Genomic DNA, 25,030 nt, shown 5'->3' on the forward strand with positions numbered 1-25,030 from the left:
CGCTGGTCGAGGCGGAACGTGCTCATCCGACCGTCACCTGCTCCCGCAGCTTCTCGAACTTGCTCTCCCCGATCCCGTCGACGTCCCTCAGCTGCTCGACCTTGGTGAACCCGCCGTGGTCCGTGCGCCACTGGACGATGCGCTTGGCCATCACCTCGCCGACCCCGGGCAACGTGTCCAGCTGGTCCGGGGTCGCCGTGTTCAGGTCGACCTTTCCGCCGGCCGCCGGGGCGCCCGGGTCGGGCGCCGCCGCCGGGATGCCGACCGCGAGCTGTTCGCCGTCGGTCACCTTGCGGGCGAGGTTCAGCGTGCTCAGGTCCGCTCCCGGCTCGGGACCGCCGGCCGCGCGCAGCACGTCCGCCACCCGGGCGCCCTGCGGCACCGTGATCAAGCCCGGCGAGCGGACGCGTCCGATCACGCTGACCACGAGCCCCGCTTGGGGCGCCGCGCGCGCCTCGGCCGCCGGTTTGGCCGTGGGCAGCGCCGGTGGCGGCTCGGGCGCCGGACGGCCGCCGCCCAGCAGGGCGACCGCGCCGAGGAGGATCATCACGACCGCGGCGAGGACGCCGGCGAGTGCCCACCGGCGCCGGGCGGGACCGGCCGGCCCGGCCGGCAGCCAGCGCCGGATCAGCCGGCCGCCGGGGCCGACCGTGCTCGCGTCGGGCGAGAGCTGGTCGGCCAGCCACGCGAGCCGGTCGTTGACGGGTGAGCCCGGGTTCCGGGCGGTCTGCTCGAACACACGATCGACGTTAGGGCCCACGGGGAGTGTCCGACAGGGGTGGCGCCGCGACCTGTGGACAACCGGGGTGTTGTGGATGGATTGGCGGGCCGGGCCCGGGACCAGCCGTTTCCGTCGTACCCCGGTGCCATACTGGTGGGTCAGCTCCGGGACGGGACCGTCCGCTGGACGACCACGCCCAGTACCCCGGGGCCCGTGTGCGCCCCGATCACCGCGCCCAGCTCGGAAACCACGCAGCCCGCCGAGCGCGGCACCGCCTCCTCCAGCCGGTTCGCCAGCTCGACCGCCCGTTCCGGCGACGCGAGGTGGTGGACGGCGAGCTCGACGTCGTCCTCGGCCGCCGCCTGGGCCGCGAGCTCGACCAGCCGCGCGATCGCCCGGTTCATGGTGCGGACCTTCTCCAGCGGCAGGATCCGGCCGTCGGACATGTGCAGCACCGGCTTCACCGCCAGCGCCGTGCCCAGCAACGCCGCCGCCGGCCCGATCCGGCCGCCGCGGCGCAGGTGGTCCAGGGTTTCCACGACGAACATCGTCGACGAGCAGCCGGCCGCCGTCACCGCCGCGGCCTCGACGGCTTCGGCGGAAGCTCCCGCGGAAGCGGCCGAAGCAGCGTGCAAAGCGGCGAACCCGAGGCCCATCGCGGTGGTCCGGGAGTCGACGACGCGCACCCGGTCCGGCCCCACTTCCTGGGCCGCGAGCACCGCCGCTTCCCAGGTGCCCGACAGCTCGCTCGACAGGTGCACCGACACGATTTCTTCGGCGCCCTCGGCGAAGGCCGCTTCGTACTCCTTCACGAATTCGGTGGGGGTCGGCCGCGACGTCGTGACGATCTTCCGCTGCTTCATCGCCTCCGCGACCGCCGCCGGTCCGGTTTCGACGCCGTCGAGGGAAACCACGCCGTCGACCAGGACGTGCAGGGGGACCACCCGCACCGCGTGCCGTTCGGCGAAGCCCTCCGGCAGGTGGGCGGTGGAATCCGTGACTACGGCGACCGACACGCCCTCAGCCTACGGGGCCCGGGGCCAGCACCGGAGCCATCAACACGGACATCGCCGCCCCCACCGCGGCGTGTCCCGGCCAGCCCCAGTGCATGCCGTCCGGATTGCCCGCGCCGCTGAGCACGTGCTCCCCCACGACGGCTTCGAGGTCGAGCAACGGAACGTCCGCTCGCGTGCTCCAGGCCGCCATCGCCGCCGCCGCGGCCGGGCGCGCGGTGTGCACGCCGCCGTAGGCCGCGGCGCGGTGGACCGACGGCAGCCAGCCGAAGATCGGCAGCTCGGGCCGCAGGACGCGCAACGCGCCCACGGCCGTGTCGAGGTAGTGCACGGTGAGCTTGGCCGGCAGCACCGCGGGCCGCCCGCGCAGCGCCACGGCCAGCCGCGGTTGCGCCGCGAGATAGGCCTTCCGCACGACGCGCCGCACCGGGTCGGGCCGCAGGTACCGCAGCCCGGTGCGCAGGTAGGTCGGCAGCGGCGAGGGCAGGGTGTCCATGCTGCCGATCGCGAACACGACCGCGTCGACGTGGTGCAGGTCGGCCCACACACGCGGGTCGCCGGTCAGCGACCACCAGGCGTCCCGCGCGTTCCAGCCGATGCCCGCGACCAGGTCGGCGGTGCCACCCAGCGTGGCGGCCGCGACGTTCGGCCACAGCCGCGGCTCGTCCGCGGCGCAGGGTCCCTCGGGACCGTGAAAGCTCAGCGAATCGCCGAACACCAGCAGGCGGGGCCCCATCGGCTAGCCGTGCATCCCCGCGTTGTAGGCCTGCAGCCGCCACTTGCCGTCGCGCCGGCCCAGCTCGACCCAGTGGCAGTTCGAGATCCCGCCCAGCGAGGGCCAGGTCTCGACCGGCAGGGCCAGCAGCCGCGCGGTCAACGCCGTGATCAGCCCGCCGTGCGCGGCCAGCAGCACGGTGTCGCCCGCCGCGGAGTTGGCCTGCTGCAGGTCCGTGACGACTTCGCCCGCGCGGTCGGCGACGTCGACGCGGCTCTCGCCACCCGGCGGGGCCCAGGTCGCGTCGGTGCGCCAGCGGTCGCGTTCACCGGGGTAGGCCTGGTCGACCTCGGCGCCGGTCATGCCCTGCCACTCGCCGAGGTGCGTCTCGCGCAGCCGCTTGTCGATCCGCAGCGGGACGCCGATCGCGTCGGTGAGCACGGTGGCGGTGTCGGTGGCCCGGCGCAGGTCGGAGGCGATGACGAGGTCCGGGGAGAAGCGGGCCAGTGCGGGCACCGCGAACCGGGCCTGGTTCCAGCCGCGCGGCGTCAGCGCCGAGTCGAGGTGACCCTGCATCCGCCCGGCGGCGTTGTAGTCCGTCTCGCCGTGACGCCAGAGCACCAGCCGCCGGGGGCTCACGAGACGTCCGGGTCCTCGTCGGCGGGTGGCTCCTCGAGACCCGCCACCTCGATGCGGGGGCAGTCCTTCCAGAGCCGTTCGAGGCCGTAGAACGTGCGCTCTTCGACGTGCTGGACGTGCACGACGACGTCGACGTAGTCGAGCAGTACCCAGCGCCCCTCGCGGGCGCCTTCGCGGCGGACCGGCTTGTGGCCGCTCTCCCGCAGTTTCTCCTCGACGTTGTCGACGATGGCGCCCACCAGGCGCTCGTTGGACGCGGAGGCGATGACGAAGGCGTCGGTGATGACGAGCTGTTCGGACACGTCCAGCACGACGACGTCGCTGGCCTTCTTGTCCGCCGCCGCGTGGGCGGCCGCTACGGCCAGCTCTCGAGCCTCGGACGTGGCTGCCACGGTGCTCCTTTTCCAGATCGGGTTCGCCCGAGAAGGGTACCCGCCGGGACCGACAGCGGTTCAGTCGCTCTTCCGGTACAGGTCTTTCTTGGCGATGTAGCGGACGACGCCGTCGGGAACGAGGTACCAGACCGGCTCCCCCCGCTCGACCCGATCACGGCAGCCGGTGGACGAAATGGCCATCGCGGTGACCTCGACGAGGCTCACCTTGCCGCTGGGCAGGTGGTGGGAGTTGAGCCGGTAGCCGGGCCGGGTGACCCCGATGAAGTGCGCGAAGTCGAACAGCTCGTCGGCCTTGTGCCAGGTCAGGATCTGCTCGAGCGCGTCGGCGCCGGTGATGAAGAAGAGCTCGTCTTCGGGGTACTCGGCGTGCAGGTCGCGCAGGGTGTCGACGGTGTAGGTCTGGCCGCCGCGGTCGATGTCGACGCGGCTGACGGAGAAGACCGGGTTGGACGCGGTCGCGATCACCGTCATCAGGTAGCGGTCTTCGGCCCGGGTGACCTCGCGGCCGGTCTTCTGCCACGGCTGGCCGGTGGGGACGAAGATCACTTCGTCGAGCCCGAACCGGGACTGGACCTCGCTGGCCGCGACGAGGTGGCCGTGGTGCACGGGGTCGAAGGTGCCGCCCATGACCCCGATCCGCCGTGGTGACATGACCGCAGAGCCTATACAGCGCGCGGCCCGCCGGCCGGGTCCTGTGGGACACCTCGCTCGACCGGGCATCGGTTGTGATTCAGGTCACATAACGGCCCGTATTCGTCGCGAACGGTCCGTTCGCGACGCCGCCGATTCCCGATCTGTCGGTGCCATGGGGTAGACGTGGGACGTGGACACGACCAGCACCACCTCAGCCCTCCGCGACCGCGCCGAGACCCTCCTCCGGGCACTGGCCGGCGATTCGGCGAGGCTGCGCGAAGACCAGTGGACCGCCATCGAGGCCCTGGTCGCGCAGCGGCGCCGGGCGCTGGTCGTGCAGCGCACCGGGTGGGGCAAGTCGGCGGTGTACTTCCTGGCCACGGCGTTGCTGCGGGAGCAGGGCAGCGGGCCGACGGTGATCGTCTCGCCCCTGCTGGCGCTGATGCGCAACCAGATCTCGGCGGCGGCGCGGGCCGGGATCCACGCGGCGACGATGAACTCCGCGAACCCGCAGGAGTGGGACCAGGTCCAGGCGTCGGTCGCGGCCGGCGAAGTGGACGTCCTGCTGGTCAGCCCCGAGCGGCTGAACAACCCGGACTTCCGCGACACCGTGCTGCCGAAGCTGACCGCGAGCACCGGGCTGCTGGTGGTCGACGAGGCGCACTGCATTTCGGACTGGGGCCACGACTTCCGGCCGGACTACCGGCGGCTGCGCACCCTGCTGGGTGACCTTCCGGAAGGCGTGCCGGTGCTGGCGACGACGGCGACCGCGAACGACCGCGTGGTCACCGACGTCGCCGAGCAGCTGGGCCTCGGCACCGGCGGGGACACGCTGGTGCTGCGCGGCAGCCTCGACCGGGAAAGCCTGCGGCTGTCGGTGTGCCGGCTGCCGACGTCGCAGGCGCGGCTGGCCTGGCTCGCGGAGCACCTGGCCGAGCTGCCCGGTTCGGGGATCATCTACTGCCTGACCGTGGCGGCGGCGCACGACGTCGCGTCGCTGCTGAAGGACCGCGGTTATCCGGTGGCGGCCTACACCGGCAAGACCGACCCGGCGGACCGGCAGGCGGCCGAGGACGACCTGCTCGGCAACCGCGTCAAGGCGCTGGTCGCGACGTCCGCGCTGGGCATGGGGTTCGACAAGCCGGACCTCGGGTTCGTCGTCCACCTCGGTGCCCCGTCGTCGCCGATCGCCTACTACCAGCAGGTCGGCCGCGCCGGGCGCGGGGTGGAGCGCGCCGAGGTCGTGCTGCTGCCCGGCGAGGAGGACAAGGCGATCTGGGCGTACTTCGGGTCGCTGGCCTTCCCCGACGAACTGCGGGTGACGCAGGTGCTGAACACCCTCGAGTACGCCGACCGTCCACTGTCGACGGCGGCGCTCGAGCCGTCGGTGGAGCTTTCGCGGTCCCGGCTGGAAATGGTGCTCAAGGTCCTGGACGTCGACGGCGCGGTCCGGCGCGTGAAGGGCGGCTGGACGAGCACGGGTGCGGAGTGGCAGTACGACCGCGGGCGGTACCGGCGGGTGGCGGAGGCGCGGGATCGCGAGCAGGAGGCGATGCTCGGCTACCTCGCCACCGAGGGCTGCCGGATGGAGTACCTGCGGCGTCAGCTCGACGATCCCGAGGCGGCGCCGTGCGGGCGGTGCGACAACTGCACCGGGCAGTACTGGGACACGACGGTGGCGGACGAAGTCGTCGACGCGACCCGGGAACGCCTGCAGCGGCCCGGTGTCGAGGTGGCGCCGCGGAAGCAGTGGCCCACCGGGATGTCCTCATTGGACGTTCCGGTGTCCGGCCGGATCTCGGCCGAGGACCAGGCCGAGCCGGGTCAGGTGCTCGGGCGGCTCACGGACGTCGGCTGGGGCAACCGGCTGCGGGAGCTCGTCGGCCCGCAGGCGGCGGACGCCGAGGTACCGGACTCGGTGTTCAAGGCCTGCGTGCAGGTGCTCGCCGGGTGGCAGTGGGCACAGCGGCCGGTGGCGGTGGTGGCGGTGCCGTCGTCGACGCGGCCGCAGCTGGTGTACAGCCTGGCCACGCGGCTGGCCGAGATCGGCAGGCTGGACTTCCTCGGCGCGCTCGACGCGGACGGGCCGCCACCCCGCCAGGCGAACAGCGCGCAGCGGCTGGCCGACCTGTGGCGGCGCCTGAGCATGCCGGCGGACCTGGCCGGGATCCTGCCGTCCGGACCGGTGCTGCTGGTGGACGACGTCATCGACACCGGCTGGACGATGACCCTGGCCGCGCGGCTGCTGCGGCGGGCCGGGGCGCCCGCGGTCCTGCCGTTCGCGTTGGCCAGCACGGCGTAAGAAGGGGCGGCCTCGGCGCGCTGTTGGGCTGCGTCGAGCTCCTCGAGCCGCAGGAAAGCGAACCGCGGTAAACCCTTCGTCATCGGCCGGTCACGATCGCTACGCTCCGGGCTCGCCGTGACCGAGCCGAAGGAGGGACACCGTGCAGACCGCCGACGTTACCGAGGAGCTGGCGCGCCGCGTGGTGACCGCCGCCGGCCGGGCACTGGACGTGGCACTGACGCCGGAGCAGGCGCTGGTCCAGGCGTCACCGCGGGACGGCGTCGACTACCAGGCCAACCTCGCGATGAGCCTGGGCAAGCGGCTCGGCCGGCCGCCGCGCGAGGTCGCCGGGCGCATCGCCGGGGCGCTCGAACTCGACGGGATCGCCGATCCGCCGGAAGTCGCCGGGCCCGGCTTCCTGAATTTCGTGCTGCGCAAGGGATGGCTCGAAGCGCGCGTCGGCGCACTGCTCGGCGATCCGCGTCTCGGCGTACCGGCCACCACCGAGCCCCGGCGGATCGCCCTCGACTACAGCAGCCCGAACGTGGCCAAGGAAATGCACGTCGGACACCTGCGCTCGTCCGTGATCGGTGACGCGCTCGCCCGCCTGCTCCGGTTCGCCGGGCACGAAGTGCTGCCGCACAACCACCTCGGCGACTGGGGCACGCCGTTCGGCATGCTCATCGAGCACCTCCTCGACGTCCCCGCCGGGCAGCGCGCGATCGCCGACCTCGACGCCTTCTACCGCGACGCCCGCCGGAAGTTCGACAGCGACGAAGCGTTCGCGACGCGGGCGCGCACGCGCGTCGTCAAGCTGCAGAGCGGCGACGAGGACACCCTGGCCGTCTGGCAGGAGCTCGTCGACGAGTCGACACGACACTTCGACGAGGTCTACGCGCTCCTCGGGATTTCCCTGACCGGCACGGACATCTACGGCGAGAGCTTCTACAACCCGTACCTCGCCGCGGTCGTCGACGACCTCGAGAAAGCCGGGCTGACCGAAGTCAGCGACGGCGCGATCTGCGTGTTCCCCGAAGGCTTCCGCAACCGCGAAGGCGACCGGCTGCCGCTGATCGTCCGCAAGCGCGACGGCGGGTACGGGTACGCGGCCACCGACCTGGCGACGGTCCGGTACTGGACGGCCGAGCGCGGCGCGACCGACCTGCTCTACGTCGTCGGGACGCCACAGGCGCAGCACTTCGCGATGCTGTTCGCCACCTGCCGCGCGGCGGGCTGGCTGACCGGGCACGCCGAGCACATCGGCTTCGGCACGGTACTGGGCGCGGACGGCAAGGCCATGCGGACCCGGGCCGGCGAGACCGTCAAGCTGGCCGACCTGCTGACCGAAGCCGTGACGCAGGCCGCGGCGGTCGTCGCCGAACGCAGTGAGCTCGACCCGGCCGGGCAGGCCGAGGTCGCGCGGGCGGTCGGCATCGGCGCGGTCAAGTACGCGGACCTGTCCGGCGACCGCGAGCGCGACTACATCTTCGCCTGGGACCGGATGCTGGCCAAGGAGGGCAACACCTCGGTGTACCTGCAATACGCGTACGCGCGGACGCAGTCGATCCTCCGGAAGGCGGGCGGTCTCCCCGGCGGCACCGAAATCCGGCTCGAAGCGCCGGCGGAACGGGCGTTGGCGCTGAAGCTGCTTGGCTTCGGCGATGCACTGAAGGCGGCGACCAGTGCCTACGCGCCGCACAAGCTCTGTACGTACCTGTACGAGACCGCGGTGGCTTTCTCGCGGTTCTTCGAGGAATGTCCGGTTTTGAAGGCGCCTTCGCCGGAGCTGCAAGCCTCGCGGCTGAAGTTGACTACGCTGACGTCGACCGCGCTCGCGCTCGGGCTTTCCCTGCTCGGCATCGAAGCGCCCGACCGGCTCTAGCGGGAGACCACTGTGGAACTGCCCGGCGACCTGCTCGCGCTGCTGCGCGAGCCCAGCCTCTGCTTCCTGTCGACGGTGATGCCGGACGGCTCGCCGCAGCTCACCCAGACCTGGGTGGACACCGACGGCACGCACATCCTCGTCAACACCGTGGTGGGCCACCAGAAGCAGCGCAACATCGAGCGTGACCCGCGGGTGGCGCTCAACGTCGCCGACCGCGACCGGCCGTCGCGCTACTACGCGGTCCGCGGACGGGTCGTCGCCGCCACGCAGGACGGCGCGGTCGAGCACATCGAAAAACTGGCGCAGCGTTACCTCGGCGGCCCGTACCCGTGGTGGGGCGGGCGTGACCAGACGAGGCTGCTGCTCACGATCGAGGCGGATCGGATCGCGTCGTGATCATCGTCGCCGGTTGGCTCGAGGTCGCCCCCGAGGCTCGTGACGCCTACCTCGACAGCTGTGCCGAAGCGGTGCGGCTCGCGCGCGAGGCACCGGGGTGTCTCGAGTACGCGCTGGGTGCCGACCTGCTGGACCCCGGGCGGATCACCGTTTACGAGCGCTGGGAGTCCGACGAAGACCTGGCGCGTTTCCGTGGCTCCGGGCCGTCGGACGAGCAGGCGGCGCAAATCGTCGACGCGGCGGTGGCGCGCTACCGGATATCGGCGGTCGAAGCGCCGTGATCCGCCAGTAGCGTCACCAATTCGTCCGCCAGGCCGCGGTCGACCGGTTCGCGTGTGGCCAGCAGCCGGTACCAGAGCGTCCCGAACACGACGTCGATCACCGTGCCGGGCAGCACGCCGGCCGGGAGTTCGCCGCGCTCCCGGGCGCGGTCGACGAGCGCGCCGAGCGCCTCGCGGCGGCGGAAGAGGAACTCCTCGCGGAAGCGGTTGCCGAACTCCGGGTCGATCTGCGCCTGGGCCATCAGCGCCCGGAGGGTGTCCGCGACCGGCGACTTCCCGCCCAGCTCGAAGGTGCCGGCGAGGAAGTCCGCCAGGTCGGCGCGGAACGACCCCGTGTCGGGGACGGGGATCTGCAAATCCGCCTTCGTCGCGAGCGCGTCGAGCAGGACGTCGGCCTTCGACGGCCACCAGCGGTAGATCGTCTGCTTGCCGACGCCCGAGCGCGCGGCGATGCCTTCGATGGTCAGTGCGCCGTAGCCGGCCTCGCCGACCAGGTCGAGCGTCGCGGCGAGGATCGCCAGCCGGCTCTGTTCGCTGCGCTTGCGGCCGGGACGGGACTGGTCGCTCATGGGTTCCGATGGTAGCGTCGAATTCGAAACGAGACGTACCGGTTCGAAATGGGGACAAGATGAGCATCGCTCTCGTGGCCGGCGGCACCTCCGGCATCGGCCTGGCGACCGCGCGGCAGCTGCAGCGGCGGGGATACGACGTGCACGTCACCGGGCGCGGCAAGGAGCGCCTGGACGACGTCGCTTCGAGCGATCCGGAACTGACCGGGCACCAGGCCGACGGCGGCGACACCACGGCGATGGCCGCGCTGGCCGGCTCGCTCGGGACGGTGGACGTGCTGGTGGTGAGCCTGTCCGGCGCCGAAGGGATGGGGCCGATCGATTCGCTGGACCTGGCGATGCTGCGGCGGGCGTTCGACGCGAAGTTCTGGGCGCACCTCGCGACGATCCAGGCCGTCCTGCCGCACTTGGCCGCGGACGGGTCGATCACCCTGCTCAGCGCGATCACGGCCCGGGCGGCGATGGCCGGCACGGCCGGCATCGGCGCGCTGAACGCGGCGATCGAAGCGCTCGTCAAGCCGTTGGCGGTCGAGCTGGCGCCGAGACGGGTGAACGCGGTATCGCCGGGCGTCGTCGACACGGCGTGGTGGAGCGGCTTCCCGGCGGAGGTGCGGGAGGGGTTCTTCGCGCAGACGGCGGCTTCGATCCCGGCCCGCCGCATCGCGACGGCGGACGACGTGGCGGAGGTGGTGACGCTGGCGGCGACGAACCCGAACCTGACGGGCACGGTCCTGGAGGCCGACGGCGGAGCCCGGTTGGTCTCGCTGGGCTGAACCCGGCCGGGCCTCCAGCGTGATCAGAACCGGATCTCGCGTGATCGAGAGCGGATCTCGCGTGCTTGGGGACGAATCTCGTGTGATTGAAGGGGCATCACACGTGATTGGGAGGCCATCTCGCGTGATTGGAGGGACATCTCGCGTGATTGGGAGGCCATCTCGCGTGATTGGAGGGACGACACTCGTGATTGGAGGGACGACACGGTGATGCCTCTTGGCGCACGGGTGATGCCCGGCTGATCACGGGTGGGTCAGCGGCGGAGGGGGACCAGGTCGTCGGCGTGGACGACCTCGCGGCGGTGCTCCGCCGGGAGGTCGGGGGTCGAGCGGCCGATCAGGTCCGGGAGTTCCGTCGCGTCGAAGGCGACCACTCCGCGGGCCACCGGGCGGTCCTTGGCGTCCACCAGGTCGACCACGTCGCCGGCCTGGAACTCGCCGTCCACGCCCGTGATGCCCGCCGCCAGCAGCGATCGGCGACGGCGGACCACCGCCGTCACCGCGCCGTCGTCGAGGCGGAGCTTGCCGGTCGTGTCCGCCGCGTAGCCCAGCCAGAACCGGCGGGCCGACAGGCGCGTGTCCGCCGGGGCGAACGCCGTGCCCGGGGACGCCGAGGTCAGCGCCGCCGAAGCCTCCGAGGCCGCCGCCAGCAGCACCGGGATGCCGGCGCCCGCTGCCGTGCGGGCCGCCGCGAGCTTGGACACCATGCCGCCCGTGCCCAGGCCGGAGCTGGACATGCCGACCGAGATCCCGTCCACATCGGACTCCGACAGGACTTCCGTCAGCTTGCGGGTCGCGCCGCCGCGGGGGTCTCCGTCGTACAGGCCGTCCACATCGGACAGCAGGACCAGCGCGTCGGCGCCGATCAGGTGCGCCACCAGTGCCGCCAGGCGGTCGTTGTCGCCGAAGCGGATTTCCTCGGTCGCCACCGTGTCGTTCTCGTTCACCACCGGGACCGCGCCGAGCGCCAGCAGCCGCGAAAACGTGCGCTGCGCATTGCGGTAGTGGGAACGGCGGACGACGTCGTCGGAGGTGAGCAGCACCTGCCCGACCGTCAGCGAGTACCGCCCGAAGGACTCGGCGTACGCGTGCGCGAGCGCGAGCTGCCCGACGCTCGCCGCCGCCTGCTGCGTCGCCAGGTCACGCGGGCGCTTGCCCAGCGAGAGCGGGGCGAGCCCGGCCCCGATCGCGCCCGAGGACACCAGGACGATCTGGGTCTCCCGGGCGACGCGCTCGGCGATCGCGTCGACCAGCGCGTCCAGCCGGGCCGCGTCCAGCCCGCTGCCCGCGGTGGTCAGCGCCGACGACCCGACCTTGACGACCAGCCGCCGCGCGGCGGCGATGGCTTCCCGGGTGCCGCTCACTCCTCGATGTCCAAGTCGTCCTCGAGCTCGTCCTCGAAGTCGTCGCCGGAGCCCGCCCGCCGGATCCGGCGGGCCTCCTTGCGCTCGGCCGCGCCGACCCGGTCGGTGCGCTCCAGCCGGACGTCGGTGCCGCGCCCGGACAGGTGCACCGCCACCGAGGGCGTCGAGGGCTCCCACTCGAACTGGACGTCGCCGATCGTGACCGGGCTGCCCGGCCTCGCGCCGAGCTTGGCCAGCTCCTCTTCGACGCCGAGGCGGTTGAGCCGGTCGGCGAGGTAGCCGACGGCCTCGTCGTTGGCGAAGTCGGTCTGGCGGATCCACCGCTCCGGGCGCGCGCCGCGGATGATGAACGCGCCCTCCTCCTCGGGGTCGACCTCGACGGTGAACCCGGAGTCGTCGACGGCCAGCGGCCGCAGGACGATCTTCTCCGGCTCCAGCACCGGCTGCGCCTCGCGGTACTTCTCGACGATGGCGGCCAGCGCGAACGTCAGCTCCCGCAACCCCTTGCGCGACGCCGTCGAAACCTCGAAGACCTGCAGGCCGCGGGCCTCGAAGTCGGGGCGGACGAACTCGGCGAGCTCGGCCGCCTCCGGGACGTCGATCTTGTTCAGGACGACCACGCGCGGACGTTCTTCGAGCTTGCCGCCGAGACTCGGCGTGTACTTGGCGAGCTCCGCCTCCAGCGCGTCCACATCGGACACCGGGTCCCGGCCGGGCTCCAGTGTCGCGCAGTCGACGACGTGCACCAGCACCGCGCAGCGCTCGATGTGGCGGAGGAAGTCCAGGCCAAGGCCCTTGCCCTCGGACGCGCCGGGGATGAGGCCCGGCACGTCAGCCATGGTGAACACGGTGTCACCACCGGTGATCACGCCGAGGTTCGGCACCAGCGTGGTGAACGGGTAGTCGGCGATCTTCGGCTTGGCCGCGGAGAGCACCGAGATCAGCGACGACTTCCCGGCGGACGGGAACCCGAGCAGGCCGACGTCGGCGACCGACCGCAGCTCGAGCGTCAGGCTGCGGGCCTCGCCCGGCTCGCCCAGCAGGGCGAACCCGGGGGCCTTGCGGGCCTTCGACGCGAGCGCGGCGTTGCCGAGCCCGCCGCGGCCGCCCTGGGCGGCGACGAACGTGGTGCCGGGGCCGATGAGGTCGGCGACCATCTCGCCGTCTTCGGTGAACACGACGGTGCCGGACGGCACCTTCATCACCAGCGTCTCCCCCGCCGCGCCGGCGCGGTTGCTGCCCTGGCCCATCTTGCCGTTGCCGGCCTTGGCGTGCGGGCGGAAGTGGAAGTCGAGCAGCGTGTGGACGTTCGGGTCGACGACCAGCAGGACGTCACCGCCGTTGCCGCCGTTGCCGCCGTCGGGGCCGCCGAGCGGCTTGAACTTCTCGCGGTGCACCGAGGCACAGCCGTTGCCCCCGTCACCGGCGGTCAGGTGGATGACCGCGCGGTCCACGAACCGGGACGCCATGACTTGCCTCACTTCACTCGCGGAAAGGTACTGACAAAACAAACGAGGGCAAAACAAACGAGGGGTGGCACCGGATATTCCGGCCCCACCCCTCGTCAGAGGTCTAGACAGAAGCCGAGACTCAGGCTTCCGACGGCACGATGTTGACCGTCTTGCGGCCACGCTTCTCGCCGAACTGGACCGCACCGGCGGCCAGCGCGAACAGCGTGTCGTCGCCGCCACGGCCGACGTTCACGCCGGGGTGGAACTTGGTGCCGCGCTGACGGATCAGGATCTCGCCCGCGTTGACTTCCTGGCCGCCGAAGCGCTTGACGCCGAGGCGCTGCGCGTTCGAGTCACGACCGTTGCGGGAGCTGGACGCACCCTTCTTGTGAGCCATAGCTCAATCCTCTTTCTGAAACGAAGATCCGGAGAAGCCCTTACAGGGAGATGGCGGTGACCTCGACGCGGGTCAGCTTCTGCCGGTGACCCTGGCGCTTGTGGTAGCCCGTCTTGTTCTTGAACTTGTGGATCCGGATCTTCGGACCCTTGGTCTGCTCGACGACCTTGCCGGTGACCGAGACCTTCGCCAGCGCGTCCGCGTCCGTGGTGACATCGCCACCGTCGACGTACAAAACGGCGGGGAGGATGTGCTCGGTGCCCGGCTCGCCCTCGAGCTTCTCGACCTCGACGACGTCGCCGACGGCCACCTTGTACTGCTTGCCGCCGGTCTTGACGATCGCGTACGCCGACACGGAAGTCTCCTGCATTACTCGACAATGGGTGGGGGCTCCGCGCGACCGGCCCACCTTGGGGAACGGCGGTCCTGGACTCGCGCAGGCGACCTGCTCTGGTGGCAGGCCGTACTACAGGTTACGTGGGGGGCCCCGGTGCGTTACCACCGGGGTCCCCCTAGTCGTTCACTGGCTCTGGTCGGAGGCGTGCACCGGCGGGCCCGCCGGCCGCGACGCCGCCCGGCGCGGACGGCGCCGGGTGGAGCGGCCGGCCGGTTCGGGCACGCTGACCCCGGGGTCGGCGACCGTGACCGGCTCTTCCGCCGGCTCCGGCGCCGAAGAGCGCTCGACCTCGGGCTCCTCGTCGTCCTGCGGCACCGGCACCGCGTCGGCCTCGGTGGTCACCGGGGTACCGGCGACCTCCTGGGCGGGCTCGGCGGGCGCCTCGGCCGTCACCGGCATCTCGTCCGCTTCCGTGGTCGCCGGAACGCCCGCGACCTCCCTGGCCGGCTCCGGAGCGGGCCCGTTGCCGTTCAGCGCGCCGTGGTCGTGCTCCTTGGCGGCCTTCGAGGCGTTCGCCATCGCCGCCACCGCCGACGCGATCGACTCGCGCTTCTCGGGCGGCGGGACCGCGTGCACCTCGGCCTTGGCGGCGCTCTCGGTTTCCACCTTGGCGGCTTCGTCACCCCGGCCGCGGCCGCGCGACCGGCGGGAACTCTTCTCCCCGCCGCCGCTGTTGCCACCGCTGTTGCCACCGCTGTTGCCACCGCTGTTGCCGCCGTTGCCGTTCCCACCGTGCGACTGCGCCGAGTTACCGGCCGTGCGCTGCACCTCGGTCGAGACGACCACGCCCCGGCCCTTGCAGTGCTCGCACGGCGTGGAGAACGCCTCCAGCAGGCCGGTGCCGATCTTCTTGCGGGTCATCTGCACCAGGCCGAGCGAGGTCACCTCGGCGACCTGGTGGCGCGTGCGGTCGCGGCCGAGGCACTCGGTGAGGCGGCGCAGCACCAGCTCGCGGTTGGACTCGAGCACCATGTCGATGAAGTCGATGACGATGATGCCGCCGATGTCCCGCAGCCGGAGCTGGCGGACGATCTCCTCCGCCGACTCCAGGTTGTTGCGGGTCACCGTCTCCTCGAGGTTGCCACCCGAACCGGTGAACTTGCCGGTGTTGACGTCGATGACCGTCATCGCCTCGGTGCGGTCGATGACGAGGTAACCGCCGCTGGGCAGCCAGACCTTCCGGTCGAGCGCCTTGGTGATCTGCTCGTCGATCCGGTGGTCGGCGAACGCGTCGCCGGTGCCGGTGTAGCGCTTGAGCCGGTCGGTCAGCTCCGGCGCGACGTGGCTGACGTAGCCGTTGATGGTCTCCCAGGACCGGTTGCCCTGGACCTCCAGCTTGGTGAAGTCCTCGGTGAAGAGGTCGCGCACGACCTTGACCAGCAGGTCGGGCTCTTCGTAGAGCATGGTCGGGGCGCCGCCCTTCTTGCCGGAACCGGCGGCGGCCTTCTCCTTGATGACGTCCCACTGCGCCTTCAGGCGGTCGACGTCGCGGCCCAGCTCCTCCTCGCCGATGCCCTCGGAGGCGGTGCGGATGATGACGCCCGCGTCCTCCGGGACGATCCGCTTGAGGATGTCCTTGAGCCGCCGGCGCTCGTTCTCGGGCAGCTTGCGCGAGATGCCGGTGGCGCCGCCCGCGGGGACGTACACCAGGAAGCGGCCGGGCAGCGAGATCTGCGTGGTCAGCCGGGCGCCCTTGTGCCCGACCGGGTCCTTCGTGACCTGGACCAGCACGGAGTCGCCGGTGGACAGCGCCTGCTCGATCTTGCGGGCCTTGCCCTCGAGGCCGGCGGCGTCCCAGTCCACCTCGCCGGCGTAGAGCACGGCGTTGCGGCCGCGGCCGATGTCGATGAACGCGGCCTCCATGCTCGGCAGCACGTTCTGGACGCGGCCGAGGTAGACGTTGCCGACGATCGAGCCGGAGCCCGACTGCGTCACGAAGTGCTCCACGAGGACGCCGTCCTCGAGCACCGCGATCTGGGTGGAGTCGCCGTGCTCGGCGACGACCATCGTGCGCTCGACCGACTCGCGCCGGGCCAGGAACTCGGCCTCGGACAGGATCGGGGCGCGGCGGCGGCCCGCCTCGCGGCCGTCACGGCGGCGCTGGCGCTTGGCCTCCAGGCGGGTCGACCCGCGGACGCTGCGCACCTCGTCGCGCGCCGGGCGCTCGGGCTGCTCGGCCTTCGCCTGCCGGACGTGCGTGACCGTGTTGGGCGGGTCGTCGGTCGTCTCGGCGTCTTCGCCGTCCGAGCCCTTGCGGCGGCGACGGCGGCGACGACGGCGGCTGCCGCCTTCGCCCTCGTCGGCGTCACTTTCGGACTCCGAAGACGACTCGGACTCAGACGACTCGGACTCAGACGACTCAGCGGCGTCCTCGGCTTCTTCGGTGTCCGCTTCGGGCTTTTCGCCGCCGTTGCGGCCCTTGCGGCGTGGCAAGGGTTCCTCGGCCTGGTCGTCCTCGGTTTCGGCGGTCTCGTCGCCGCCCTCGGCACCCTTGCCACGGCCACGGCCGCGACGGCCCCGGCGGCGGCGACGGCGGCTGCCGGCGTCCTCGCCGTCTTCGTCGACGCCGGAGTCGAGACCCGGGACGGTGTCCTCGGCCTCTTCCTCGGCTTCCTCGACGGCTTTCGGCTCGGGCCGCGACGGCGGCTCCGCGAACGGGTCGGCGGGCTTGCGGGCCGGCTTGACCGCGGGCTCGGCCGGCTCCGGCGGCAGGAAGACCGGCGACGGCGCGGCGAACACCGGCAGGTGGGCGCGGGTCTTCTGGCGCGGCCGCGGCTTCTCCGCCTCGGCGACCGGCACCTCGGGCACCGGCGGGCGGGTCTCGGCGGGCTGGGGCGCCGGCTCCGGCTCGGCGGCCGGCTCTGCGGCTTCGCCCGGTGCGAAGGCCTCGGCGACCTTGAGCGCCACTTCCCTGGTCACGCTCGACTGCGCGCTGCGCACGCTTTCGCCCAGCTCCGCGAGCTTCGCGAGGATGTCCCGGCTGTGCGACTCGAGCAGCTTGGCCAGCGCGTGCACCCGGATCCGGGCGGGCAGGTCGGCCAGCGGGCCGCTCGTGGGTGTGGCGGGATTCCCGCCGGTGTGCTCGGCGGGTGTTTCCGCGTTCGACATGTGGCACCTTCCGCCCCCGGGCGCGTCTGCCGGTTCGCACCGGCAGGGACGCGGCCGCGCAGGGGCCCCTTTCTTCTGTTCGTTCCGCCGTGGTGGTCACCAGCGGCGGGAATCCTTGCCCGGCAACCGGGCGCCGCACCACCGCTTCCGGTGGGGCGCAACCCGGTCAAAGGTCTGCTCGGCGGCGTGCGCAAGGCACTCGAGGCCCCCGGGCCGCCCGCCACGTCGTCCAGCCGCCCGGTTCGCGGGCGGCGACGCGCCGCGGGAGTCCACGCACATCACCGGGCCACAACGCCGCAGGCAGCACCTCTCACGTGCGCCCCGCGGCCCAGCGGCCACCCCGAGTATCCCACACCGGGTGACCACTCCGGTGTACTCGGTACCTCACCGCAGGCACCCGGGCGCGCCGTACCGCCCCCGGCCACCCCACGGCCGGGGGAACTTCGCCGCAGCGCTTGTCCGCCGGGCACGCGGTGGCTACGGTGCGGCTCGGGGTGACCGGGATCTCGCGCACCGGCCCCCGCGGTTCCTGCATCCGGTGGGAGGTCCGGTGTCCCTGCTGGCGCGGCCGCTGCGGGCGGCCGTGTGCACCGTCCTGCTGCTTTCCGGGTGCGTCATCGCCGGTCCGGCGGCGGCAGGCGAGTCCGGCTGCGCCCACGGGCGGGCCCTGCGCTACGTCGTCACGTTCGACCGCGGCACGTCGGAGGGCGCGGCCCGGGCGGAGATCGACGGCGCCTGCGGGACCACCACCGTCTACTACCCGCAGATCGCCGTCGCCGTCGCCACCTCCGGCGACCCGGGCTTCGGCCGGCGGATCGGGCTCGACCGGGCGTTCAGCGCGCAGGCCGAGCGGCTGGCCGCGCAGCGCGCCGACGTCAAACCGCAGCCGGTGCGGGCCGCGCTGCCCGCGACCGACCCCGCGAAGGTACCCACCGCGGACCTGGGCGGGCAGCAGTGGGACATGCGGATGATCGGCGCGGCGCACGGCCCCGACGCCCCGGCCGGCCGCCGGGACGTCGTCGTGGGGGTCCTCGACTCCGGGATCGACCCGGACCACCCGGACCTGACCGGCGCGCTCGACCGCGGCGACTCCGCCGGCTGCCTGACCGGTGCCCCCGACCGGTCCCCGTCGGCGTGGGCGCCGACGACGTCGGTGCACGGCACGCACGTGGCCGGGATCATCGCGGCGGCCGACGACGGGCACGGCGTGACAGGTGTGGCGCCCGGGGTCAGCGTGGCTTCGGTGAAGGTGATCGACGACCGCGGGTACGCCGATCCGGAGGCCGCGGTGTGCGGCCTGATGTGGGCCGCCACCCGGCACATGCGGCTGACGAACAGCAGTTTCTTCGTCAACCCGTGGACGCTGTCCTGCATCCGCGGCAACGACCGCGGAGTGGTGCGCGAAGCGCTGGCCCGCGCGGTCGAGTACAGCACCTCGGCGGGAACGCTGAACGTCGCCGCGGCGACGAACGAAGCGGTGGACCTGACGCCGTCGGCGCGGTCGGGGACCCGCGGGGCGGGCAGCGGCTGCGAAGCCCTCCCGGCCGGGCTGCGGGACGTCGTCGCGGTGTCGGCCGTCGGCCCGGACCGGGTGAAGGCGGGCTACAGCTCCTACGGGCTCGGCGTGATCGACCTCACGGCGCCGGGCGGGGAGGCGGGCGGGTGCGTGCTGTCGACGGTGCCGGGCGGGTACGCGCCGCTGTGCGGGACGTCGATGGCGGCTCCGCACGTCACGGGGGTGCTGGCGCTGCTGGCGTCCGCGGCTCCGGAGGCCGGGCCCCGGCAGCTGCAGCGGACGCTCGAGGCGCAGGCCGCGCCGATGGCGTGCCCGGCCGACTACGACCTGACCGGGGACGGGCTGCAGGACGCCTACTGCGCCGGGTACGAGGGCTACAACGGGTTCTACGGGCACGGGATGGTGCACGTCCCGGTGCCGGCCGCGGTGCCGGAGGGGCCGCCCGACCAGGCCCGCTGACCCCCGGCGTCACGTCAGCAGGAGCTTGGCGATCCGGCGGGTCGAGGCCCACAGGCCCACCGCGCCCAGCAGCAGCAGGTAGGCCAGGTTGACCAGCATGCCGGCCGACAGGATGCCCGTCGCCAATCCGCGCATCAGCTCGATCGCGTGGTAGAGCGGGAGGCAGCGGACCACCCACTGCAGCGGCTCCGGGTACACCGACAGCGGGTAGAACGTCGTCGCGAAGAGGAACATCGGGGTCAGGATCAGCTGGATGTAGTCGAACTGGGCCGTCGACCGCAGGAACGTCACCATGGCCATGCCGATCGCCGAGAACGCCAGGCCCACCAGCAGCGCCGCCGGGACCATCAGCAGGGCCCACCAGGACGCCAGCAGTCCCATCGCCCCCGAGATCGCGAGGAACGCCACCGCGTAGATGCCGCCGCGGGTGATCGCCCAGCCGATCTCGCCGAGGGCCACGTCCAGCGGGCCGATCGGGGTCGCCAGCATCGCGTCGTACAGCTTCGCGTAGCGCAGTTTGAAGAAGAGGTTGTACGTCGATTCGAACACGGCGCCGTTCATCGCCGACGTCGCCAGCAGCGCCGGCGCCACGAACGCCACGTAGCTCATCGGGTGCCCGTCCGGGCCGGCCACCTCGGTGACCAGCTTGCCGAACCCGAGCTGGAACGCCAGCAGGTAGAGGAACGGCTCGACCGCACCGGCCAGGAACAGCAGCCAGTTGGCGCGGGACACCATGACCGAGCGTTCGACGAGCATGCGGGCGCGGCCCGCGTACAACGCCGGCGGGAGGATGCGCAGCAGGAGCCCGGCACGGGCCTCGACGGTCGTCATCTCAGACCACCAGCCTCCGGTAGAAGGCCCGGTGCGCGAGCACCCACCCGGCCGCGAACAGCGCCACCAGCACCGCGAAGTGGCCGAGCATCGCCCAGCCGCCGACGCCGCCGACGCTCACGCCGCGGGCCAGCTGCGTGCCGTGCCACAGCGGGGAGAGCCAGGCCAGCCAGCGGATCGCCGCCGGCAGCTGGGAGATCGGGAAGAACGTGCCGGAGAACAACGTCATCGGCATCACGACGAACCGGAAGATCAGCCCGAACCGCTGGCCCTCGTCGAAGGTGCGTGCCGCGAACGCGGCCATCGGCGTGGTGCAGGCGAGGCCGGTGACGGTGCCGGCCAGGATGACCAGCAGCACGCCCGGCCCGGTCCACGCGCCGAAGAACAGCGCGACGAACGCGTAGATCGCCCCCGCCAGCGTCAGGCGCAGGGCCGACCAGATCAGGTGCCCGCCGAACACCTGGCCCGGCGAGACCGGCGTCGCCGTGACGGCCAGGTAGTCCTTCTGCCACTTGAAGCCGGACAGGACGGGGTAGCTCGACTCGCCGACGGCCTGCTGCGCGGCCCCCGCGGCCAGCAGGGCGGGCGCGATGTACTGGAGGTACGACAGGCCGCCGGTGACCGCGCCCGGCCGCACCTGCGAGCCGAAACCCAGCCCCATGGCGGCGAGGAAGAGCACCGGCTGGAGGCCGGTGGAGTACAAAGTGGACACCCAATGGCGGCGGTACCAGGTCCAGCGGCCTTCGACCTGCAGCCAGGCGCCCTGCCACGTGCCGACCACCCGGCCGGTCGAGATCGTCGCCATCAGTCCACCAGCGTCCGGCCGGTCAACCGGAGGAAGACGTCCTCCAGCGAACTCCGCCGCACCAGGCTCGACAGCGGCCGGGCCCCGCGGGAATGGACGTGCTCCAAGGTGTCCTCACCGTCGTCGCTGTAGAGCAGGACCCGGTCCGGGAGCACCTCCACGCGCTCGACCAGCCCCTGCACGTGCTGGGCCGCCGCGACCTGCTCCCCCGGCGCGAACCGCAGCTCGACCACCTCGCGCGTCGAGTACCGCCGGATCAGGTCGGCCGGGGAGCCCTCCGCCGCGATGCGGCCGCGGTCCATCACCACCAGCCTGTCGCACAGCTGCTCGGCTTCGTCCATGTAGTGCGTCGTGACGATCAGCGTCGTGCCCTGGGCCTTGAGCCGGAACAACCGGTCCCACAGCAGGTGGCGGGCCTGCGGGTCGAGGCCCGTCGTCGGCTCGTCCAACAGGAGCAGCTCGGGGTCGTTGACCAGCGAGCGGGCGATCGTCAGCCGCCGCTTCATGCCACCCGACAGCGGGTCCACCTTGTCTTCGGCCCGGTCCGTGAGCTGCGCGAACTCCAGCAGCTCCGCGGCCTTGCGCCGCGCCGCCGCCCGCGACAGGCCGAAGTAGCGGCCGTAGATCAGCAGGTTTTCCCGGACCGTCAGCTCCACGTCCAGGTTGTCCTGCTGCGGCACCACGCCGAGGCGCGCGCGGATCCGCGGGCCGGCGACCTCCGGGTCCAGCCCCAGCACGCGGAGGTCACCGTCGGTGCGGGGCGACACGCACGCGATCATCCGCATGGTCGACGACTTGCCGGCGCCGTTCGGGCCGAGGAAGCCGAACGCCTCCCCGCGCCGCACCTCGACGTCGATCCCGCGCACGGCTTCGAACCCGCCGAAGCGCTTCACCAGTGCCTTGGCCTGCACCAGTGCCGGTTCCCGGTCCTCCGATTCGTCCACCCTTCGCACCCTAGGACCCACCACCGACAAAACCGAACGCATTAGCCGCGGACCGTCACCACCAATGTCTGCGAGACGCCGTTCACCAGCACGGACAGCCGCGCGACCCCGGGCCGCACCGCCGTCAGCACGCCCGAAGCGGGGTCGAACGAAACGACCCCCCGGCCGACCGTCCAGTCGGCGCTCACGGGGTAGGCCACCGGCACGTCCCGCGTGCCCTGCCGCAGGGTCGCGCGCACCTGCGCCCGGTCACCGGGCGCCAGCGACGACGGCCCGGTCAGCGTCAGCGTCAGCGAGTCGACGTTCGGGCGCGTTTCGAACCGCACCGGCTGGGCGCGGTCGGCCGGGTCGACGCGCAGCAGCGTCCAGCCGACGAACCCGCCGTCGCCCGGCGCGGCCGCGGGCGCCTTGCCCGAGTTGCCGTTGACCAGGTACGGCACGCCGTCGACCCGGGACAGCGAGAACACCCCGGCGTGCGAGGCGACGGCGGCGGCCGGCTTGCCGGACGCCTGCTCGAACCCGGTGAGCCACTGCGTCAGCAGGGTCGCTTCCTTGCGGTCGCCGAGCTGGGAGTTCCCGGTCGGGCTCGGGTCCTTGACCGGGTGGTGCATCGCGACGACGACCCCGCGGACCGACCGGTCGGCCGCGGCGGAGTCCAGCGCCGACCGCAGCATCCGGACCTGGTCGAAGCCGCCGGCCCGCAGCGAGCCGCGCGAGGAGTCCAGCAGCACCAGCCGGATGCCGTGGACGTCGACGACCTGGTACGGCACGCCGAACGCCGCCTGGAAGTTCGCGAGGCCGTTGCCGGCTTCGGCCTCGTGGTTGCCCGGGACGTAGTACCAGGGCACCTTGCCGTCGAGCTCGTCGGCGATGACCTGCCGGGCCAGCGCGAAGTCCGGTGCCGTGCCGCGGTCGACGAAGTCTCCGTTGATCAGCACCAGGTCCGGTTTCGCCGCGACGGCTTCGCGCAGCGCCCGCCGGGCCTGGGCGACCAGCGGGCCCGCCGGGTCGTCCGCGGTGAACTGGGCGTCGCTGACCACCGCGACCCGCAGGCCGCCGGCCAGGACGCCGTCGGTGACCAGCGCCGGGTCGTGCGGGGCCGGATCGGCGGGCACGGTCGTCGTCGGCGCCACCTCGAAGGTCAGGTCGTCGAACACCAGCCGGCCCTCGTACTGCTGGTCCGGCACGTTTTCGACGGCGTAGAAGCGCGCCAGGCGCTGTCCGGCGGGCAGTCCCGCCGGGATCGCCGCCGTGACGTACCGCCAGCCCGTCCAGTCCACGCTCAGCGAGAGGTCCACAATGGACGCCACGTTGGCCGCGTCGCGCAGTTCCGCCCGCAGCCAGGCGCCCTTGCCGTCGCCGTTCACCCACAGCCCGATCTTCTGCGTGCCCTCCGGGACGGGCAGCGGGGACGACGGCGTCACGTACGCCGCGCGGGTGGCCGTCGTGCCGGTCAGCCGGTAGTCCAGCGCCAGGCCCGCGCCGCCGTCGCGGCCGGGCGCGGCGGACAGCGCCGCGCCGACGACCGCCGGGAACACCGTGGCCGTCCAGCCCGCCGGACCGTCCAAAGGGGACGCCACCTGTGCCACGGTGCCGGCCGAAGCAGCCAGGTGCGTGGTCAGGCCGGCCGCCGACGCGGTGATCGCCGACGCGCCGGAGGAGGTCAGCGCCGTGACCGCGTACCCGTCGCCGGACGGTTCGACCCGCACCACCGAATGGTCGTAGTCGAGCTTGACGTCGTCGGGCTCCAGCCAGGTGCCGTAGCCGTCGGCGTCGTAGCCGTAGACCTTGAAGGTGCTTCGCGCGCCGGCGCCGGACAGCGCGACCTGCTCGGTGCTCGTGCCGAGCCGGACCGGCTTGCCGAGCACCGAAAGCGCCGTCTTCCCGGAAGCCCGGCCCGACCGCGCGACGACGTCGACGGCACCCGCGCTGTGCCCGGTGACCACGCCGCGGGTCACGGTCGCCCGCCGGAGGTCCGACGTGCTCCAGCGTGGCTCGGCGGCCACGGCGGCGCCGGTTTCGTCGTGACCGTCGGGGACCAGGTGCCGGGTCAGGCCGGACAGCACGCGGTCCGCGCCGTCGGCCGCCACGGCCGGCACGGGTGCGAAGCCGGTGAGCCGGCCGCTGCCCGGCACGGTCGTGAAGCCGATCCCGTTGGGCACCAGGCGTTCCCCGCCGTCGGACGGCGAATTCCGGACGCTCGGCGCCGCTTCGCCTTCGTTGCGCGCCAGTAGCGTCGACGACCCACCGCCGTCGAGGTTGATCGCGTCGTCGGCGCCGAGGCTCTTCATGTGCCGGGCGAGTTCGAGCTCGGTCATCCCGCGGCTGTCGGCCTGCCTTCCGTCCACCGTGGCCAGCCACAGCTTCCGGCCGTCGGCGGAAAAGCCGACCGCGGTCCGCGGGTGCATGGCGACGTTGTCGACCGGCTGGACGACGCCGTCGCGGAGGAGGACTTCGTTGCCACCCACCGCGACCGCGATCTTCCCGGCGTCCGAGCGCGGTGCGTAGGTGACGCCGACCTTGTCACCCGGTTTCACCGCGGCGAGCGCGTCCGCGCCGGCTTCGCGGGCCAGGAGCACCGTCGTCCCCGCCGCGATGGGCCCGTCGGCGGGCTGCTCCCGCACGGCGGTGACCACGCCGTCGCGCAGTTCGGCCTCGCGCACCCGGGTGGCGCCCGCGACCGACGTCCGGCGGCTCGACGCACCCCACAACGGCGTGTAGACGCCGATCGCGTCCGTGCCCAGGACCGGGCTGTTGAAGTTCGTCGCCGGCACGGTGCCGCCGGGCAGCGTCACGGTGGCTTCGAGGAAGACCGAGGCCAGGGCGGCCTTGCCCGCGTCGGTGATCGACGCGGTGAGGTTGTGCCCGGCGGCGGGGGCGGTCTGCAGCTGCCCGCGGTCGATGCCGACGCCGATCGGGGCGCCGGTGGCGCTGATGTCGAAGAAGTCGCCGTTGACGCCGGCCACCGCGCCCGCCCGCGCGAGCTGCTGCGACAGCGGCGTGCGCGCGGAAACCGTCCCGGGGCTCAGGTACGTCGGTTCGAGCACCTTGCTGCCGAGGTCGACGGCGAGGGTGTCGCCGCGGATCCAGCCGGCCGGGTCGAACCGGTCGAACTGGGTGAGGCGGAGCCCGGGGGCGACCTCGGTGGTCGCGCTGCCGGTCACCAGGCCGTCGCCGGGGTCCGCGGCGGCGAAGGTGGTGACGCCTTCGCGGGCCGACGACGCGGCGGGCGCGGCCTCGACCGGCGGCGTGCCGAGCGGTGCGGCCAAGGGGTCGGCGTGGGCGGGGACGACGAACACGGTCGAGAACAGGGCGACGAGCGGCAGCGCTGAGCGTGACTTCTTCACCGGGTACCCCAGTATCGCGTGAGAGTGAACCGGACCAGCACAGCGCAGCGGCACGGCCGGGGGAAGGCTTCCCGGTGAACGCCGCCTGAATGGTCTAGAACAGCTCC

At 72.7% G+C, this 25,030-nt stretch carries 22 protein-coding genes; 6 read left to right on the forward strand and 16 right to left on the reverse strand.

The annotated features are described in order from the left end of the window. Positions 1-22: 22 nt before the first annotated feature. The 6 genes from ACLJOU_RS21650 to nadD form a co-directional block, all read right to left on the reverse strand. The gene (locus ACLJOU_RS21650) at positions 23-739 is read right to left on the reverse strand and encodes a helix-hairpin-helix domain-containing protein (RefSeq protein ID WP_410569473.1); all 717 of its coding nucleotides are present in this window, start codon (positions 737-739) and stop codon (positions 23-25) included. A gap of 140 nt (positions 740-879) precedes the next feature. Next, positions 880-1,737, reverse strand: a complete 858-nt coding sequence (locus ACLJOU_RS21655; protein ID WP_410569474.1) for a DegV family protein — start codon at positions 1,735-1,737, stop codon at positions 880-882. Between the two features lie 4 nt (positions 1,738-1,741). After that, positions 1,742-2,470 carry a diglucosylglycerate octanoyltransferase gene (gene octT, locus ACLJOU_RS21660; protein ID WP_410569475.1) on the reverse strand — a complete coding sequence of 243 codons (729 nt, stop codon included), beginning with the start codon at positions 2,468-2,470 and terminating at the stop codon, positions 1,742-1,744. A gap of 3 nt (positions 2,471-2,473) precedes the next feature. Then, a complete protein-coding gene (locus ACLJOU_RS21665) occupies positions 2,474-3,088 on the reverse strand; it encodes a histidine phosphatase family protein (RefSeq protein WP_410569476.1) in 615 nt (204 codons plus the stop codon). Next, positions 3,085-3,480, reverse strand: coding sequence for a ribosome silencing factor (rsfS, locus tag ACLJOU_RS21670; RefSeq protein ID WP_410569477.1), 396 nt, complete (start codon positions 3,478-3,480; stop codon positions 3,085-3,087). The genes ACLJOU_RS21665 and rsfS overlap by 4 nt, the downstream gene beginning before the upstream one ends. 60 nt (positions 3,481-3,540) lie before the next feature. Then, on the reverse strand, positions 3,541-4,110 hold the full coding sequence (gene nadD / locus ACLJOU_RS21675) for a nicotinate-nucleotide adenylyltransferase (protein WP_233223333.1): 570 nt from the start codon (positions 4,108-4,110) through the stop codon (positions 3,541-3,543). A gap of 196 nt (positions 4,111-4,306) precedes the next feature. On the opposite strand from nadD, the gene ACLJOU_RS21680 reads away from it, so the two are divergent. The 4 genes from ACLJOU_RS21680 to ACLJOU_RS21695 all read left to right on the forward strand — a co-directional run bounded on the left by ACLJOU_RS21680 (position 4,307) and on the right by ACLJOU_RS21695 (position 8,962). Next, complete coding sequence (locus ACLJOU_RS21680) at positions 4,307-6,418, forward strand: RecQ family ATP-dependent DNA helicase (RefSeq protein WP_410569478.1); 2,112 nt, start codon at positions 4,307-4,309, stop codon at positions 6,416-6,418. Between the two features lie 142 nt (positions 6,419-6,560). After that, positions 6,561-8,282, forward strand: coding sequence for an arginine--tRNA ligase (gene argS, locus ACLJOU_RS21685; protein WP_410569479.1), 1,722 nt, complete (start codon positions 6,561-6,563; stop codon positions 8,280-8,282). 12 nt (positions 8,283-8,294) lie between these two features. Continuing rightward, entirely contained in the window at positions 8,295-8,681 is a 387-nt protein-coding gene (locus tag ACLJOU_RS21690; protein ID WP_410569480.1) for a PPOX class F420-dependent oxidoreductase, read from the forward strand. Beyond that, on the forward strand, positions 8,678-8,962 hold the full coding sequence (locus tag ACLJOU_RS21695; RefSeq protein WP_410569481.1) for a putative quinol monooxygenase: 285 nt from the start codon (positions 8,678-8,680) through the stop codon (positions 8,960-8,962). The genes ACLJOU_RS21690 and ACLJOU_RS21695 overlap by 4 nt, the downstream gene beginning before the upstream one ends. Here ACLJOU_RS21695 and ACLJOU_RS21700 read toward each other — a convergent pair. Next, the gene (locus ACLJOU_RS21700; RefSeq protein WP_410569482.1) at positions 8,932-9,531 is read right to left on the reverse strand and encodes a TetR/AcrR family transcriptional regulator; all 600 of its coding nucleotides are present in this window, start codon (positions 9,529-9,531) and stop codon (positions 8,932-8,934) included. The genes ACLJOU_RS21695 and ACLJOU_RS21700 overlap by 31 nt on opposite strands. 59 nt (positions 9,532-9,590) lie before the next feature. Here ACLJOU_RS21700 and ACLJOU_RS21705 point away from each other — a divergent pair, with 59 nt between their 5' ends. Next, positions 9,591-10,304 carry an SDR family oxidoreductase gene (locus ACLJOU_RS21705; protein WP_410569483.1) on the forward strand — a complete coding sequence of 238 codons (714 nt, stop codon included), beginning with the start codon at positions 9,591-9,593 and terminating at the stop codon, positions 10,302-10,304. 254 nt (positions 10,305-10,558) lie between these two features. Here the strand turns inward: ACLJOU_RS21705 and proB are convergent, their stop codons facing one another. The 5 genes from proB to ACLJOU_RS21730 all read right to left on the reverse strand — a co-directional run bounded on the left by proB (position 10,559) and on the right by ACLJOU_RS21730 (position 17,021). Beyond that, positions 10,559-11,668, reverse strand: coding sequence for a glutamate 5-kinase (proB, locus tag ACLJOU_RS21710; RefSeq protein WP_410569484.1), 1,110 nt, complete (start codon positions 11,666-11,668; stop codon positions 10,559-10,561). Then, positions 11,665-13,137, reverse strand: coding sequence for a GTPase ObgE (gene obgE / locus ACLJOU_RS21715; protein ID WP_410569485.1), 1,473 nt, complete (start codon positions 13,135-13,137; stop codon positions 11,665-11,667). The genes proB and obgE overlap by 4 nt, the downstream gene beginning before the upstream one ends. Positions 13,138-13,258: 121 nt before the next feature. Further along, complete coding sequence (gene rpmA / locus ACLJOU_RS21720; protein ID WP_086846674.1) at positions 13,259-13,516, reverse strand: 50S ribosomal protein L27; 258 nt, start codon at positions 13,514-13,516, stop codon at positions 13,259-13,261. Between the two features lie 40 nt (positions 13,517-13,556). Next, positions 13,557-13,871 carry a 50S ribosomal protein L21 gene (gene rplU / locus ACLJOU_RS21725; protein WP_003067132.1) on the reverse strand — a complete coding sequence of 105 codons (315 nt, stop codon included), beginning with the start codon at positions 13,869-13,871 and terminating at the stop codon, positions 13,557-13,559. Positions 13,872-14,036: 165 nt separating this feature from the next. Next, positions 14,037-17,021 (reverse strand): translation initiation factor IF-2 N-terminal domain-containing protein, encoded by a 2,985-nt coding sequence (locus ACLJOU_RS21730; RefSeq protein ID WP_410569486.1) that lies wholly within the window; start codon positions 17,019-17,021, stop codon positions 14,037-14,039. A gap of 550 nt (positions 17,022-17,571) precedes the next feature. Between ACLJOU_RS21730 and ACLJOU_RS21735 the strand changes: the two genes are divergently transcribed. Next, complete coding sequence (locus ACLJOU_RS21735) at positions 17,572-18,996, forward strand: S8 family peptidase (protein ID WP_410569487.1); 1,425 nt, start codon at positions 17,572-17,574, stop codon at positions 18,994-18,996. A 9-nt stretch (positions 18,997-19,005) separates the two neighbouring features. Here the strand turns inward: ACLJOU_RS21735 and ACLJOU_RS21740 are convergent, their stop codons facing one another. From ACLJOU_RS21740 to ACLJOU_RS21755, 4 genes are read right to left on the reverse strand one after another with little or no spacing between them, the layout of a single operon-like run. Continuing rightward, positions 19,006-19,827: an ABC transporter permease gene (locus ACLJOU_RS21740; protein WP_410569488.1), complete on the reverse strand. Its 822-nt coding sequence runs from the start codon at positions 19,825-19,827 to the stop codon at positions 19,006-19,008. Position 19,828: 1 nt separating this feature from the next. Beyond that, positions 19,829-20,632, reverse strand: a complete 804-nt coding sequence (locus ACLJOU_RS21745) for an ABC transporter permease (protein WP_410569489.1) — start codon at positions 20,630-20,632, stop codon at positions 19,829-19,831. Further along, a complete protein-coding gene (locus ACLJOU_RS21750; protein ID WP_410569490.1) occupies positions 20,632-21,618 on the reverse strand; it encodes an ABC transporter ATP-binding protein in 987 nt (328 codons plus the stop codon). The genes ACLJOU_RS21745 and ACLJOU_RS21750 overlap by 1 nt, the downstream gene beginning before the upstream one ends. Beyond that, positions 21,618-24,923, reverse strand: coding sequence for a phosphodiester glycosidase family protein (locus ACLJOU_RS21755; RefSeq protein ID WP_410569491.1), 3,306 nt, complete (start codon positions 24,921-24,923; stop codon positions 21,618-21,620). Before ACLJOU_RS21755 ends, ACLJOU_RS21750 begins: the two co-directional genes overlap by 1 nt. Positions 24,924-25,030 lie beyond the last annotated feature (107 nt).

The organism is Amycolatopsis sp. cmx-4-61 (genome assembly GCF_046548775.1).
Taxonomy (GTDB): Bacteria; Actinomycetota; Actinomycetes; order Mycobacteriales; family Pseudonocardiaceae; genus Amycolatopsis.